Here is a 14,848-nt window from a genome sequence, read left to right on the forward strand (position 1 = left end):
AGTGTGGTGCTCCTAATCTATTTTGTCGTTAACTCGTTTTAACATGAAGCTGCTTCAACAGCTGTTCCACTGGCTTTGAACTGTTAAGGAGCAAATAGTCTGCTTTATATTTTGAACAAACTTCTTTTGTTGTGTTTATATAATGTGAAAGTGTCTGTGCATAAAGATTCACTGCATCCGTACCAGTTAAAATGTCCATATGCTCATCTGTTTCACTATCGATTAAACGCAAATTTCCTTCTAGTTCTGGGTAAAGCTCCTCTTGGGATAAAACATGACATAGAATAATCTTTTGTTTTTTAAAGGTAAGCAGCTTCATAGTCTCTTCTAAATGAGCATCGAACATAAGGTCAGTAATCAGTACTGTTAAGCCTTTCTTAAACCTTGGTTGCCAACTATTTAAAACACTATAAAGGTCACTATCCTGTGAAAACGTAGTATTCTCTAATAAATTCATGATTTTCGAAAAGGCTGGTTGACCCTTTTGATTGATCTCGAAGCTTGAAGCCTTTTGATCAAACATAATGGTAGAAACCGAGTCGTATTCCTTTAATGCTGAAAAGGCAAAGGTAGCTGCCATTTTAATCGCCGTTTCTCGCTTTAAGCCAAAGTCCATAGACTTACTTTTATCAACAAAAATGGTGATTGGTGCTTCCCTTTCTTCCATAAATAGCTTTATGTATACTTTTTCAAAACGAGCAAGTGCACGCCAATCAATCCTACGAAAGTCGTCCCCTGGAATGTACTCTCTAAAATCGGAAAATTCTACAGAGCTTCCCTTTGCCTTAGAGCGATTCCCTCCAAGGTTGCCATCTTTTAAGGATAAATTAAATTTTAGCACCATGGTTCTAAGCAAATCTAAAAACTCCTGATCTAAGACATTCTTCTTTTCCATGATTACGCCTCTATGCTCAATAATAATTCAGTAATGATACTGTCTGCATCTCTTCCATCACTTATCGCATCAAAATTTAGCAATAATCTATGCCTAAGCACAGGATATGCCATTTTTTTAATATCTTCAAAGGCAATATTAAAGCGTCCTTCCATTAAGGCACGAACTCTGGCTGTTGCAACAATTGCTTGCGCCCCTCTAGGACTTGAACCACATCGAACGTATTTTTTTACTACATCTGGCGCAAACTCTGAATCCGCATGAGTTGCAGCAATTAGCTTCATTGCATATTCTAATACAGGTTGTGCCGCTGGTACTAGCTTAGCTGCGGCTTGCACCTCAAGAAGTTCCTTTGCTTCAGTGATTACTTGAATTTCTGGTTCGCTCGTTCCGGTCGTTAATGTAACAATCTTAAGCAGTTCATCTACAGTTGGAAACTCAACATTTAATTTAAACATAAAACGGTCCATTTGCGCTTCTGGAAGCGGATACGTTCCCTCTTGCTCAATTGGATTTTGGGTTGCCATAACTAAATATGGCTTTTCTAGCTTATAAGTCGTAGTCCCTGAGGTAATTGTTTTTTCTTGCATCGCCTCAAGCATTGCACTTTGTGTCTTAGGTGTAGCTCTGTTAATCTCATCCGCCAAAACAATATTTGTAAATACTGGCCCTTTTTGAAATTCAAAGGCTCCCGTTTCTTTATTATAAATATTCGTTCCAGTAATATCAGCTGGCATTAAATCAGGAGTAAACTGAATTCTCTTATGGTCTAAACCAAGGGCAACCCCTAGCGTACTTACAAGCCTTGTCTTACCAAGACCAGGCACACCCTCAAGTAACATGTTCCCTCCTGCTATTAGACATATAATCGTATCCTTAATCAATTCCTTCTGACCTATAATATGTTTAGAAACCTCTTCCTCTATTCTCGCGGCAAGATTGCCTACTTTTTCTAACTGCTCCATCATTCGCTATCCTTTCAATTTTAGTTGGGTCAATGGGTAGGTCAAAGGGGACAGGTCAAAGGGGACAGGCACTTTTGTCTTACTCTATGCTGGTGTGGCTATGAGGACGGTGCCTTTCACTCGTCGTTTCTCCATAAAGCCAAATCCCCTTTGTCATATGTTTTTATTTAGATTTATCTGGGGCAAAAATGACTGTCCCCTTTGCCTTTGTCTTACCCTTTACCCTCTTTTTTATTTAGACTTATTTGGAACAATCGTTCCTGTACCCTTTGTCTTGTCATATGTTTTTGTTTAGATTTATTTGAGACAAAAGTACCTGTACCCTTTGTCTTGCCCTTTTTTTATTTAGGCTTATTGGAACAAAAGTACCTGCCCCCTATTTCTTGTCTTATTTGAGGCAAAAGTGCCTGTCCCCTTTACCTCTGAGGCAAAAGTGCCTGTCCCCTTTACCTCACTCTATGCTGGAAAAATAATCTCTTATTAAATCTTTCATTACTGATGGGACGCTCATTGTATCCATTGATTGGGAGGCTTGTTGTTTGTAATTACCTGAGATTTCAGTGTAGCTTACAAGGCTTCCTTTTTCAATTGGAGCCCCTTCAACGTTTTCGAAAGCGCTTTGTCCTCCCTTGCCTTTTTGTCCTTTGACAAATGAGGATTCGGAAGTTCCACCAAGATGATCGGGTTGATAAAGAGCTTCATAAATGCCTTGTTTACCCTCGCCTGTACTGCTGTTATGTGAAATTGAACCACTATCTTCACCATAACCACCGTCTTCATTCGTTGAACCTTGACCTGCTCCTGAGCCAGATCCTTGACCTTGGCCTTGTCCTTGACCCTCGCCTTGTCCTTGTCCTTCGCCTTCGCCTTGCCCTTCTCCCTGTCCTTCTCCTTCTCCCTGTCCTTCGCCTTGTCCTTCTCCCTGACCTTCACTTCCAGCGCTAGGATCTCCACTTTCAGACGCCTCTCCACTAGTACTACTAGTTGAACTTTGACTACTACTTGAACTAAATGCTAGCTCGCTAATGGAAGCACCTGATGCCATTTGTTGCCCTGCTTTATTAATCGCAGCTTGCATGCTCTGTGAAAACTTACTCATACTAGATGAACTTTCGCTTTTTGAAAGGGCTGAATCTAGCATCTTACTCAAGGCATTTGAACTCTTTTGTGTTGCTTCAGCATCCTCTTTTTCTATACCTTCTGCCAACTTTTCTAGTAATTCCTTAAGCTCCTCATTGCTTAATTGTTCTGCAACTTCCTTTAAGGCTTCTGCATCTTTGTTATTCATTAATTCTTCAAGCGCTTTTTTAATTTTCTCTAGATCTTCATTCTTCAACGAGTCCGCTAAGTCTTTAAGCTCTTCGGTTTTTAGGTTCTCCCCTAACTTTTTAAGCTCTGCTGCGACTTCCTTCGGATCTAGTTTTTTCATTTCATTTTTTGCTATTGCAAGATTTTTAAGCGCTTCTTCTTCTGTTTTAGATTTTTCTAGCTTCTTCATAAGCGCTTCTAGCTTCTTGTTCATTTCCTCTTTTTTCTCTTCTGGCACATCATATTTGTCATATAATTTCTCTTTCTCAGCTTCTAACTTATCGATTTGCTTTTCTAATTGATCTTTAAGCCCCTCAATTTTTGCTGCTTCAGATCTTGCTGGGGAGGGGATAAATAAAATTGCTATAGCAATCAATAGTGTCAAAAGGCTAATTGCAAGATTTTTGTATTTAGGTTTCAACTTATATATCTTGCTTAAATTTTTACCTTTGATGCATTCCTCTAGTTCATTTCTTTGAAGTACAGCTTCAATGGTTTCGTTATCTCTTAATTCCCAGGCAGTTATAAATCGCTCGTTAAATCCAAGCAAATCAGTCTTAACAATCGTCAGTTTTATGTTTGGATACATGAATAGTACTTGAATTACGGGTAATAGGAGACAAGTAGCCCCAACGCCTATTAACCATTTTTCTACAAATGGTATAGGTAAAAAGTAAGTGGCAATCGAAATGAGCACCATAATAACACTTCCAAGCAAGAAAAGCTTAAAGGCTGTATTTATTGACCTCTCAATATGCAGTTTTTTTCTTACAGGTTTCACCCATTGTTTAATCTTCTTTTCATTCAAAGTAATCACACCCTATTTATATTTCATTATTATCTAATCTTGGTTAATCTAAGTTTTGTAAGTACTACTAATATAGCAGATACAACAACATCAAAAGCCACACTAATCATCCAAGGCTGTACTGCTTTAAACGTGCCTGTTGATATATTAAGCCAATAGGAAACGGATAGGTAATCTCCTAAGTAAAAGGAGGCCAATCCAAATCCAGGATTTGGTCCAAGAAACGCTAGTAAAATTTCATAACTATATTTGGTAATAAAATCAACATTTTGTCTAGAGCTCATAACCATCATAAAAACTCCATACGCAATCAATGTCCCTACAAACAAAACTCCCATGATTAAATAAGTAATAATAATTGAAGTTACCACTCTTTTGAAGCGTGTTGAACAATACAATCCAATACAGGACACCAATACAGAAGTAATCATATAAAATAGTATAACCTTGACAATCTCCCACATCGTAATGCCACCAAATAAAAATACAATACTCATAAATGGACTAGACGCGATAATCAGTAAAAAAACAAACGAAAGCGCAGCAGTTATTTTACCTGAGATAATTTTCCAGGGTGATAAATCCGTGCAAAGCATTAAATCAAGTGTTTGTCTTTCTCTCTCACCACTAATGGCTGTGGCAGTAAAAGCAGGAAGAACCAGCATTAAAATAATAAACTGTCCAATTACAATTAAATTGTATATTCTAATTGCAATGGTTGGGTCGAAGGTTCCACCACCTCCATATCCGTACCTATTTCTTTGTTCATTTATGACAAAGAACAGTGCCACAACAATACCTATTATGATTAAATAAATCATTAGCATGATTGGAGTTTTCCAAGTTCTCATTCTTGTTTTAAGTTCTCTCTCTAGTATTGGATTAATCATTTTTGTTCCTCCCCCGCTTCTGTTAAATGCATAAATATTGATTCAAGGCTTCCAGCAGTCTCTTCGAAATGCGTTACCCTAACCTGTTTATCAACTAAGGTTTTCAACAAATCTGCCTTTTGCTGTATTTCTCCTGCAAAGGAGAATTCTATATAGCCGTTTGCTTCAACAATTCCTGTTACTTGTGGCTGCTCTTTTAATATGGAAGCTGCAAGTGAAAAATCGCTACACACTTTAACCTTCACTCTACTTAAATGATTCAACTTCTCTTGAATTTCAGCCACAGTACCTATTGCAATCATTTTTCCACCGTCGATAATTCCAATCGAGGTACAAACTTCAGATAGTTCATGTAAAATATGAGAGCTAATTAATACGGTCTTCCCCATATCCTTAAGTTCCTTTAATATCTCTCTAAATTCAACCCTCGCTCTAGGATCTAGCCCCGATGCTGGTTCGTCTAAAATAAGAAGGTCTGGATTATGGATCAAACTTCTTGCCAAACAAAGGCGTTGCTTCATACCTCTTGATAAGTCATCAACATAGGATTCCTTTTTGTCTGTTAGATTTACCAACTCAACTAAACTATCAATGGTTTTACTCCTATCAGCAACAGGTATTTTATGTACACCACAATAAAAGTTCATATATTCGGTAACTTTTAAATCGTCGTATACTCCAAAAAAGTCGGGCATATAACCAATGCATCTTTTCGCTTCTCTTCGTTGCTTATGAACGTCAAAGCCGTTGATAAAAATAGTCCCTTGGTCCGCCTTTAACAATCCTGCGGCTACCTTCATGGTAGTTGTCTTCCCCGCTCCATTTGAACCAACAAAGCCGAATATTTCACCCTTGCCAATAGAAAATGATAGACTGTCAACAGCAGTAAATTTACCATATCGTTTCACTAAATTTTCTACTTTTATCATTACTTCACTCTCCCCTCAATTGAAATACTTGGAGCCTTCATCATTTGCGCATATGAATATTCTCCTTGATCTCCTCTAACATCTGCTCTAAATAAAATATGTCCATCGTCTCTAATGTATTTGCTATCTGTAATGACTAGCTTTCTATCTATCTCTTCCCATATACTATCTTTCGCATTGAAAATTTTATATTTGATATCTTTCTTTGGTGTTGCAGCTTGCCCATTTGCTATATTATAGTAATCCTGTTCATTGAAAACTTCACCCAACTCAATTTGAACTTTGCTTACCTCCATTCCAAAAGGAATTTGGTAATCAAATTCAAGGATTCCTTGCTCGTATAATCTATAATATTGATCATAGGACTGATATTCATAGGTACCAATATTAATGTATTTATCGTCAAGATAGTAAAGGACTGTTGGCGAAACGATACCCTTAGGTATTCTAACCTCTGCACCCTTATCAAATGCGATTTTTGTCGTAATTTCTATAATATTGGTAACGAAATCTTCTGTTTCTTGGTCATTTACCTTGATTTCATATCCTACGTCCTGATAGTTCATGGCGCATAATTTCACTTCATCTATATTATTATTCGAGCTTCCAGTAGGCATATATTGTTGATTATAATATACATATCTTTGTAGCAAAATTTCAAATCTTCTATTGTCTTTCTGTTGCTCCTTAGTTGGTGGATTCATATAATCAAAAGGCTTCAAACCCATTTCCTTATCCAAAAATGTCTCAAAATTAACATACAAAGACTTGCTGATCTCTTGATCAATTGATTTTTCTTCACCCGGAGCCAAATCTCCAATAAATATATTTCCCATACCCCATTGAATAAAAGCATCTTTTAATTCATATGGCGTTGTATTCGTAACTGAAATGCTAACCTTATCATCGATTATTTTCATTTTTATCATCTTTTTGGTTTCAAAAGGAATTTTCTTATCCCCAGAAATATAGGTCGATCCCCATAAACCAGCATTATATTTTTCATATATATTTGTGTTACCCCTAGTGATTTTACCAGTGATCTTTTTCTCTGTTTTCCCCGCATTTGGATCTGCATTATACATATAATAGGCATCCATTTGAACATTGTTTAGCTTAAGATTTTCGTTGTTACTCCATTCAATTTTTAATTTATTTCTTTCATTATTAAAAATCATAATGTCACTCGTAACATTCATAAACGACTCTTCTTCCTTTGCAGTAAGTACAGAAATACTATTCATAATCGCATTATTATGCCTTGTTCCTAACCCAAAGGTATACATAGTAATAACACAAACAACTGCAAGCAGTGGTATACCTATCCAAGCAAAATCTCTTTTATCCATTTTCTTTAAAACAAAATAGGCGACCGGTGCTACCAAAAATATATAAATCCCAAGAATAATAACCATAAATATATATGGAGGCTGTTTATCCGAAGGTACCTGTTGAACTAAATATTGAAATTGGCTTACATAGTATGGATCAATAGCTTGATAATTGCTATTGATTGCATACGTTCCAAGGATTGCTTCCACAAATGGAGCCTTTGAATTCCATGAGGCAATAGGTTCAAGTGCCATATTAACAAAAAGCGTGATCACCGAACCATTCCCTACGGTCGTTTTCGCTCCAACCTTCGTTCCTTCAAATTCAATGATTGCAGTATCTATTGAGTTTATAGCATTTGTTGTAGCGAGATCTATTGCATCATCCAGCGGTAAGCTATACCATAGATTTTTTATTTGCTTATTTTCTATACCACTAATTTCAATTGGATTTAGGCTTTCTGGTAATACACTACTTGTTTTCTTATAGTCCGCACCCGTTTCAATAACAAGTGCATTTCCCGCCGTCATCCATTTTTGAAGATTGTTTTCAACCTCCTCAGAAATACTTAAGCTTTGATTATGCCCGATATAAATAAAATTAAAGAAGCCTAACTTCTCAGCAGAATCTAACTGATCAAAGCTATCGAAAAATAAAACCTCAAGGTTTTGTAATTCTAAAGTCGTAGTCTCTTGGGTTGTTACCATTGACCCACCATACTGTGATTGTGCATACTTATACATACCCGGATCCACATACCCACCACTTATTTTGGTGTTTTCTAGAAATCTATAGGCATCTGGCGTATCGGTAACAACTGCCATTACCCTTCTATCTGGTGATAACACTTTACTTGCTTTAATCGTCTCTTCATATAACTTCTTTTCTTTCGAAGTCACATTCACCTTAAATGACTTTTGAATTATGTACAATGGCACATCTATCGCAATTTCCTTGGTTGCATTCTCCGCAATCTCAAAAGGCTGTGCAATAATCACCTTACTCATCATTGAATCTTCTACTTCAATTTGAAGCTCCCCCTCAAAAGCAGGTCCATTGTTCTTAATCGTAGCAACTAGGGGATTCCCCGTTGATATTTTAACCGTACCGTTATAACCAAATTGTGTTTCAACCTCTAATCGTCCTTTTGGAATCTTATTAGCTGTACAATTTGTGAACATCAATAAAACGAACGTACTTACTAGAAAAACACCCATTATCTTTCTAAATAACATCTCCAGCACTCTCCTTATTCATAGTAAATTCAATTTATGTACTTAGACGCTAAAACATGATGTTTAGTTCCCAACTTTTGGAAAATTTTTCAAGTCTAGAATCAACTTATATCATCATATCATAGTAAATTTTTAAATAACATTAAATATTTATTAAATTTATGCTTATATTGAGGTGTTTTATTAGACAATTACAGCGGGATTATTACAAAAGATTGAGGATATTAATACGTTTTCACTAAGATAATGTAGCAAGATACGTTGTTGTTAAGAACCCTAGTTACTTAGTAAGGCTGTCGTGCTGTCGATAAAGAATCTTCATTATATATAAGCGCTGTCCAAAAATAAAACTTTGAGCGTATATAGGTTGTCGACAAAGAGGGTATACTACGTATTTTTTTCGCTCCAACCCGCGTCCATGCGGGTTAAGTCACGCCGTTCCGCATCCTGCTCCACTAACAAATACATAGTATACCCTCTTTATCTCTGTATCGTAATTTAAAGTGGAAAAGAGCGTTTATATTTGTTAATGTACATGGTTTATATGCTTTATGTTATGGTACGTTGAAAAGTATTAAACTGCGAAATATGATATCAACGTCCTTAATTTCTAGAAACCCACAATAAATATTTATTCTAAAGGTAAAACGTTTCAACAATCTTTAACAATGAATATTTTCGAAATTAAATACTTAAGATTGCAATTAAAATTTTGAACAATTCTTATAAAACGAAATTTATTACCTTTCGCTATTTGTGTTTTACTATATGTTTATGCCTTTACCTATTAGTGCTTGACTTTACGTTTCTACCCTTACCTATTAATATTTGGCGATATGTTTATATCTTTACCTACTGATGTTTGGCAATATATTTATACCTTACCTATTAATCTATGTCGATACGTTCTTACCTTTACCATTAAGCTTTACGAAATGGTTTTAACAAAACCCAAAACAAATACCGAAGAATTTTAGCACCCATTTACGTATAACTTATAGGGTGGAGGTATTGGGGGTTCGTTCAGAAGCGCACAGGTGCTGGTCGCAAACAAGTTTGCTGCTCGCATATGCAACCTAAGTAAGCGAACCGACCTTTTGCACAGGATGTGCAAGGGAGGGCAGAACGAACCCCCAATACCTCTGCCCAAGGCAGCTAGCCCAAGCTAAAATTCTGACCGTCTTCCACTTTCACCAATTCTTCCTCCAACCCAAATTCATCCGAAATTATATATGTTTTACAATAAAAAAAGAACACCTATAAATAAATATAAATGTTCTCATCTTAAAATCTATCGTTTTTGCCCACTACGTCTTACACGTAAATATTTTGCTCTCTATTAGGTCCTACCCCAATCATAGTTACCTTAGCATCACACAATTCCTCTATACGTATCACATAATTTTTCACACTTTGTGGCAGCTCATCATAAGTTTTAATATGATCAATCTGACCCCAACCTGGCATTTCTTCATAAACCGGCTCGCACAAAGCCAAATCTTCTAAGCTAGGTGGAAATTCCTTAATAATTTCATCACCCTTCTTATAAGCAACACAGATTTTCACAACCGGAATATCTGCCATAACATCAACCTTATTTAATGCGATCCCAGTTAAACCACTCGTTCTAACTGCAAACTTTCCTATCACAGCATCGAACCAACCACAACGTCTTGGTCTACCTGTAGTCGTTCCAAATTCTTGCCCAACCGTTCTAATTTTATCTCCAACTTCATCAAAAAGCTCAGTTGGGAACGGACCTTTACCTACTCGTGTAACATATCCCTTCATTACACCAATACATTCATCGATCATTGTTGGGCCGATACCAGCGCCTATACAAACACCACCCGAAACAGGGTGAGAAGAAGTTACATAAGGGTACGTACCTAAATCAAGATCAAGAAGCGTTCCTTGTGCACCTTCGAAGAGCACTTTTTTCCCTGCCTTAATCGCTTCATAAACAAGTACGGTTGTATCGGTCACATATGGCTTAAGTGTTTCCGCATATACTAGATAATCTTCGATTATCTTCTCCGCATCAAAGCTTACATCCATATTGTAAACCTTTTGTATAATTGCATTTTTGATTTCTACATTTTCACGAACTCTTTTTTTGAAAACTTCAGGATTGTATAAATCACATACTCTTATACCTGAACGCTCTGCCTTGTCCATATAACAAGGTCCAATACCTTTTTTAGTCGTTCCAATATCATCTAATCCTCTGTAGTTTTCTGTAGCACCATCTAATTCTTTATGATAAGGCATAACCAAATGCGCTCTTAAGCTAATTTTCAAGTTATTTGTTGTAATGCCATTTGAATGCAAATTATCTATTTCCTTTAAAATACCTTCTGGGTCAATCACTACACCATTTCCTACTACGCAAAGAGTACCTGGGTACAAAATACCTGATGGAATTAAATGAAATTTATATACTTTCCCATCTACTGCAACGGTATGACCTGCGTTATTTCCTCCCTGGGAGCGCACAACAACCTCTGCTTCCTGTGATAATATATCAATGATTTTTGCTTTGCCTTCATCGCCCCATTGGGCTCCAATAATTACTTTTGCTGACATGTTTTATCCCCTTTCGTTGTAAAGGATACTAAATTACTACTACCACCTTCCCCTAATCTAAATTGGAAAAATGGTATGAATCAAAGGACCTCTTATGATTAGTCCCCTACGATAATATCAAAATTAGCAGCATAAATCAAGCCCTTTCCGAACATTTAATATAAATATCTCAAAAATATTCGGGGTTCTATTTTACAGCAATATCCTCTTTACAGTTTTACCTAGATGGATTATACTATATATATAGATATACATGTAAATGTTTCTAAGTTCGTTATCATCTTTTACCGATATATAATATATATATATTAACATAGAACTGACACCCGAAAGGAAGTGATCTTATGAAGATTGAAAAGGTAAATAGCAACCAGATAAAATGTTTTTTAAACAAGGGAGATTTGCTTTCACGACAAATCAAAGTCAGTGAATTGGCTTATGGAACCGAAAAAGCACAAGAGCTTTTCAAGGACATGATGGATCAAGCTTCTAATGAATTTGGTTTTGAAGTAGAAAATGTGCCGCTCATGATTGAAGCAGTACCCCTATCAACAGATAGTATTATGCTTATTATAACTAAAGTAGATAATCCAGAAGAACTAGAAGATAAATTTACGGGACTACCAATGGCAGACACTCGTAAGTTCAAGAAAAAAGAAGCTGCGGAAAAAGAAGAAGCACATACATCTGTAGAGTCAGACGATGCTCAAATAAGCTTGCCTACATTTCTAGTATATCAGTTTGATACATTAGATGCTACAACTGCGATAGCTACAAGACTATTCCCTTTTTCAATTGAAAACAGTTCACTTTATAAAGATCCTAGTAATCATACTTATTACTTATCTCTAATATCTTCTTCAATAGATCGTAATTCCTTTAAGATTCTTAGAGGTATTCTTTCCGAATATGCTGTGCAAGTACCGTGTAAACGATCTGCTCTTAGTTATTACGATGAACATTTTGACACAATTATCAAAGATAAAGCATTAGAAGTGTTATTGATTCTATAATCTAATCAATTTAAAGGCGTCTCAAGTAGAGACGCCTTTTTTGATACCCGAAAACTTTCTGCATAAGTGAATTTTTTGCTTTAATTAGTGTATATAAGAACAACAATAATCTGCAACTTCTTTGATGTTCAACTTAAATTTGCTTTGTTCTGGAACCTCAAAAGAATCACCTTGATAATAAGTCACCCATTCCTCTGAACCAGGCAGCATAATATCCATGCTTCCTGCTAATACTTCTATTACTTCCTTTGAATCCGTACCAAATTCGTATTCTCCGGGAAGCATAATCCCTAAGGTTTTCTTTTCACCATTTTCTAATAAAACTGTTCTACTAGTTACCTTGCCATTGAAATATATATTTGCTTTTTTAATGATCGTTACGCCTTCAAATTGCATGAATCGTCCTCCTGAAATTTTTTATTATATCATACTATCCTTATCCAACTATGTCAAGGCACGTGGTCTCAAGCGGCAGTGACGACGGTTGTATGGCTCTGGCTTAAAATGGTTTTAGCGGCATCTATTGAAAGTGAAATGGGTGATATTAGTATTGATTTACAATTAAAATAGACCACCAATTAACTTATAAAATTGACCACTTACGGTTTCATGGTATATTCTTTTTTCATAACAATTATGAAAGGAGGAAGAATCGAGGTGAGAGATGTGCAACACTGTATCGCAGTTAAGAGACTACATAAAAATGGTGTTAAGAAACAACGAATAGCCACGGAACTTTGTATGGCAAGGAATACGGTTAAAAGGTTATCTCTACTTAAGTTTGACTTCTGCATTTATTAAATAGTATTAATGTGACAGGCTAGCCACCAGTGACAATTCGCAGTGTGTAAATATTAGAATTGTTATCTGTTTGGATAAGTAAATTGTCGCTGTGGCGAACATGAGTAAGCAATAATACTAAAATACTTTTTAGTTTTATTGCAAAAGATACAGGGCTTATATTTGATGGTTTTTCATCAATTATAAGCCCGTTAGTTTTTGGTATTATTGTGTTTTAGATTGGTTTATTGTGTCTTAGATGGCAGTTAGTTTGCCAGTCTATTGTAGTTTCGTATTTGCCAGTAGCCATCTGATGCCGTTAGCCTATCCGCCTGTCCAGTTTCGCCCTGTGGGTGGTGAGTGTGGTAAGGCTTTGGGTTGAGAAGGAGTGAGCTGGGCGGCGGCGGAAGGGTTAATTAGTTGGAATTTCTTATAAGGCACTAAAAAACGTCCCCTTGCCATTCTTATAATATTTGTTTCCAATCATCCTCATCAATATCATTGTCCTCAGCCCACTGGAAACAACATAATACAAAGCCTGCTTTTTTTATCACTTCCTCTGCTTTGATAATAAAATCCATTCCTTCACTGGGAATTTTATACTTTGAGTAAATGTGTATATCTATATTACGTCCAACTGCATTAGGGTAAGCTTCATAAATTTCGTCACTTTCTATAAAACTCAAATATCTGTTTAGTTTTTCTTGAAGTAGTTCTAAATGCTCGTCAGTATTATTCCAGCCCATATTATCACTTATAGTTAAACCAACATGTCCTGTTTGATTATCTATTCCAATAGCATCTACTTCACTTATTTTTTCAATCATTTTTCATTGCTCCCTTCTTATTATTTTCGTCTAACGTCAACTTTCGTAGGTGGAATTTGGGTACCACCCGTATACGGTTCCTTACCTTTCCCTACTATTATTCCACCATTCTTTTCAATTTCTGGATATGCATTTTTTTGATTTTTAGTTAACGGAGCGGTAGATGATGATTTTGCTTCTGTAAGATTTATATTCCCTGTTGCTTTATCTTTTCCTACAAAATCAACTCTTGTTTTTACCCCACTATCAGTTTTTATTGTAATTTGCGAAACAACATCGTTTTGTTTCTTTTTTAATTCCTTACTTAAGCTTTTTTCAAAAGCATCTCCATTAAGTTTATTTTGTTTAAGAACATCTGCTTTGCTCCCACCCTTTAACGCTCCACTAGTTCCCTCAGAAACTACTTTAGTTCCTTTTTCTGTTGCTTCTTTTACTACTTTTTCTGTAGCTTCTTTTGATACATTTTTGACAATTACTCCTGTTGCATCAACTGCTTTTATACCTTTGTTTATAGCCTTTCCTCCAGTTGCTGCCCAGCCAGCAATTGGTATACATGCTGCTAAGGATAATCCAGCATTAATCTTATCTCCTCTTGCTGTATATATTACTGCATTTGCTCCATCTGCTATCTCTCCAAACCCAGGGACTAGCCCAACTCCATCCAATACTGTCTGCAATGCATTTAGTCCTCTTTCAAGCGACTTTCCATCACCTCCACCAGGTAATGGCATTTGTTTTACATATCTCGTATTAGCAAATGGCATTGGTTTTACATTTTTTATATTCGCGTAGGGCATTTGTTTTACAACTTTATTGCTACTACCTGGCATTGAAATTGTTAACTTCTTGTTACTCTCCGGAGTCAGCTTACTGTTTCTACTTGTTATTTGAGTATCTAACATTTTGAAGGTTGCGTAACTTCCTGTTATTTTAGTATCTATCTTTTTGAAATCTGTATAACTTCCAGTATTTTTTCCTATTGTTGGTGGAGTTGTTGTTTTGTTGCTACTGCTTATACTGTTACTTGATGTTGTTGTTGGTGCTTTCGGGCTTACACTTGTCGTTGTTGTTGCTGCTTTCGGGCTCGCACTCGGCATTGGTGTTGCTGCTTTGGTGCTTGCACTTGGCATTGGTGTTGCTGCTTTCGTATTCGAGCTTGGCATTGGTGTTGCTGCTTTCGAGCTTGCACTTGGCATTGGTGTTGCTGCTTTGGTGCTTGCACTTGGCATTGGTGTTGCTGCTTTGGTGCTTGCACTTGGCATTGGTGTTGCTGCTTTGGT

8 protein-coding genes and 4 pseudogenes (2 of these 12 only partly in view) are annotated in these 14,848 nt (G+C 36.3%); 3 read left to right on the forward strand and 9 right to left on the reverse strand.

The features are described from left to right. Nucleotides 1-28 precede the first annotated feature (28 nt). The gene (locus CVU84_15430; protein PKM93567.1) at nt 29-895 is read right to left on the reverse strand and encodes a hypothetical protein; all 867 of its coding nucleotides are present in this window, start codon (nt 893-895) and stop codon (nt 29-31) included. Nucleotides 896-897: 2 nt separating this feature from the next. Further along, the gene (locus CVU84_15435; protein PKM93568.1) at nt 898-1,860 is read right to left on the reverse strand and encodes an AAA family ATPase; all 963 of its coding nucleotides are present in this window, start codon (nt 1,858-1,860) and stop codon (nt 898-900) included. Nucleotides 1,861-2,684: 824 nt separating this feature from the next. On the opposite strand from CVU84_15435, the pseudogene CVU84_15440 reads away from it, so the two are divergent. Beyond that, nucleotides 2,685-2,786 (forward strand): annotated as a pseudogene (locus CVU84_15440) (base plate wedge protein). 1,219 nt (nt 2,787-4,005) lie between these two features. Here the strand turns inward: CVU84_15440 and CVU84_15445 are convergent. The 4 genes from CVU84_15445 to CVU84_15460 form a co-directional block, all read right to left on the reverse strand. Then, on the reverse strand, nt 4,006-4,866 hold the full coding sequence (locus CVU84_15445) for a hypothetical protein (protein ID PKM93569.1): 861 nt from the start codon (nt 4,864-4,866) through the stop codon (nt 4,006-4,008). Further along, entirely contained in the window at nt 4,863-5,795 is a 933-nt protein-coding gene (locus CVU84_15450) for an ABC transporter ATP-binding protein (protein PKM93570.1), read from the reverse strand. Before CVU84_15450 ends, CVU84_15445 begins: the two co-directional genes overlap by 4 nt. After that, the gene (locus CVU84_15455; protein ID PKM93571.1) at nt 5,795-8,362 is read right to left on the reverse strand and encodes a hypothetical protein; all 2,568 of its coding nucleotides are present in this window, start codon (nt 8,360-8,362) and stop codon (nt 5,795-5,797) included. Before CVU84_15455 ends, CVU84_15450 begins: the two co-directional genes overlap by 1 nt. 1,314 nt (nt 8,363-9,676) lie before the next feature. Further along, nucleotides 9,677-10,948 carry an adenylosuccinate synthase gene (locus CVU84_15460; protein ID PKM93572.1) on the reverse strand — a complete coding sequence of 424 codons (1,272 nt, stop codon included), beginning with the start codon at nt 10,946-10,948 and terminating at the stop codon, nt 9,677-9,679. A 344-nt stretch (nt 10,949-11,292) separates the two neighbouring features. Here CVU84_15460 and CVU84_15465 point away from each other — a divergent pair, with 344 nt between their 5' ends. Then, on the forward strand, nt 11,293-11,961 hold the full coding sequence (locus CVU84_15465) for a competence protein (GenBank protein ID PKM93573.1): 669 nt from the start codon (nt 11,293-11,295) through the stop codon (nt 11,959-11,961). An 84-nt stretch (nt 11,962-12,045) separates the two neighbouring features. Here CVU84_15465 and CVU84_15470 read toward each other — a convergent pair whose 3' ends face one another. From CVU84_15470 to CVU84_15480, 3 genes and pseudogenes are all read right to left on the reverse strand, one after another. Further along, complete coding sequence (locus CVU84_15470; GenBank protein ID PKM93574.1) at nt 12,046-12,357, reverse strand: hypothetical protein; 312 nt, start codon at nt 12,355-12,357, stop codon at nt 12,046-12,048. Between the two features lie 920 nt (nt 12,358-13,277). Further along, a pseudogene (locus CVU84_15475) lies at nt 13,278-13,568 on the reverse strand (hypothetical protein). A gap of 20 nt (nt 13,569-13,588) precedes the next feature. Further along, nucleotides 13,589-14,848 (reverse strand): annotated as a pseudogene (locus tag CVU84_15480) (hypothetical protein) (it continues 60 nt past the right edge of the window). Beyond that, a pseudogene (locus tag CVU84_15485) lies at nt 14,836-14,848 on the forward strand (hypothetical protein) (it continues 218 nt past the right edge of the window). The pseudogenes CVU84_15480 and CVU84_15485 sit on opposite strands and share 73 nt — an antisense overlap.

The sequence above is a fragment of the Firmicutes bacterium HGW-Firmicutes-1 genome (assembly GCA_002841625.1).
GTDB lineage: Bacteria > Bacillota > Clostridia > Lachnospirales > Vallitaleaceae > HGW-1.

Excerpts from the sequence above, each read along its gene's own strand:
- CVU84_15430 (PKM93567.1), bottom strand. The coding sequence starts at position 895 with ATGGAAAAGAAGAATGTCTTAGATCAGGAGTTTTTAGATTTGCTTAGA.
- CVU84_15435 (PKM93568.1), bottom strand. The coding sequence starts at position 1,860 with ATGGAGCAGTTAGAAAAAGTAGGCAATCTTGCCGCGAGAATAGAGGAA.
- CVU84_15445 (PKM93569.1), bottom strand. The coding sequence starts at position 4,866 with ATGATTAATCCAATACTAGAGAGAGAACTTAAAACAAGAATGAGAACT.
- CVU84_15450 (PKM93570.1), bottom strand. The coding sequence starts at position 5,795 with ATGATAAAAGTAGAAAATTTAGTGAAACGATATGGTAAATTTACTGCT.
- CVU84_15455 (PKM93571.1), bottom strand. The coding sequence starts at position 8,362 with ATGTTATTTAGAAAGATAATGGGTGTTTTTCTAGTAAGTACGTTCGTT.
- CVU84_15460 (PKM93572.1), bottom strand. The coding sequence starts at position 10,948 with ATGTCAGCAAAAGTAATTATTGGAGCCCAATGGGGCGATGAAGGCAAA.
- CVU84_15465 (PKM93573.1), top strand. The coding sequence starts at position 11,293 with ATGAAGATTGAAAAGGTAAATAGCAACCAGATAAAATGTTTTTTAAAC.
- CVU84_15470 (PKM93574.1), bottom strand. The coding sequence starts at position 12,357 with ATGCAATTTGAAGGCGTAACGATCATTAAAAAAGCAAATATATATTTC.